The 902-nt window shown below is 70.2% G+C and carries 1 protein-coding gene; it reads right to left on the bottom strand.

The features are described from left to right. Positions 1-251 precede the first annotated feature (251 nt). On the bottom strand, positions 252-902 hold a 651-nt coding region (locus JCM19049_RS15650), incomplete at its 5' end, for a siderophore-interacting protein (protein WP_279403383.1).

Raw genomic sequence — 902 nt, 5'->3', positions numbered from 1 at the left:
CGCCGCGTGCAGATGAACGACTTCTTCGCCCGGCTGGACCCGGCGGATCAGGCCCAGCTGGCCCGGATCCTCACCGCGCTGATCGACGACGACTGCTAGGCACGCCCCTTGGCGCAGCGCACCGCACCTCACCGCACCGCACCGCATCCGCGCCTGGTTCGGGTTAACGACCGCGGGGCAGGAGCGCGGAACATCCGCACTCCTGCCCCGTCAGCAACTCCGTCTGGCGTCGAAAAAGGGAGGGTGGCAGCCTAGTTTTCGGTCTTCCCCTCGCGCCAGTAGCCCATGAAGGCCACCTGCTTGCGGTCGATGCCCACGTCCTTGACCAGGTAGCGGCGCAGCGTCTTGACCGCGGAGGCCTCCCCGGCGATCCACGCGTAGAACGGCCCGGCCGAGCCGCCGCCGGTTTCCCACAGGATCGTCGAATCGATGTCCACGTCCTCCGGGTCGGCGTTGGTGTGCACCACCCCCGCCGCGGGGATCGCCACAGCCTCCCGCACGGCGGACTCCAACAGCTTGCCGTGCGGCTGGGTGCCGCGGGTCAGCCACTGCACCGACACCCCGGAGGCGGTCGTGGTGCCCAGGATGTCCCCGGCCTCCGGGACCTCGATGAACGCATCGCCGGTCACCGTAGAGGGCAGCGCCTCCAGGATCGAGCAGATCGCCGGCGCGGCGGTCTCATCGCCCACCAGCAGCACGCGGGTGGCGTTGCCGGGCCGGAATTCGATGCCGCCGTAGCTGGCGTCGTTCAGCGCCTTGTTCGGCCCCAGCAGGAGCATCCGGTCCCCGAGCTTCGCCCCGGCGCCCCATTCGGTGGCCGGCCCGCCCTGCAGGTGCCCGTCCACGTAGCGTCCGTGCAGCACGAAGTCGATGTCCAGTTCCGGCCAGTCCCCGCTTTGGTT

This window comes from Arthrobacter sp. JCM 19049 (genome assembly GCF_001310435.1).
Note: the sequence above shows the minus strand (reverse complement) of the source record. Positions and strands in the feature narration are given on the sequence as shown.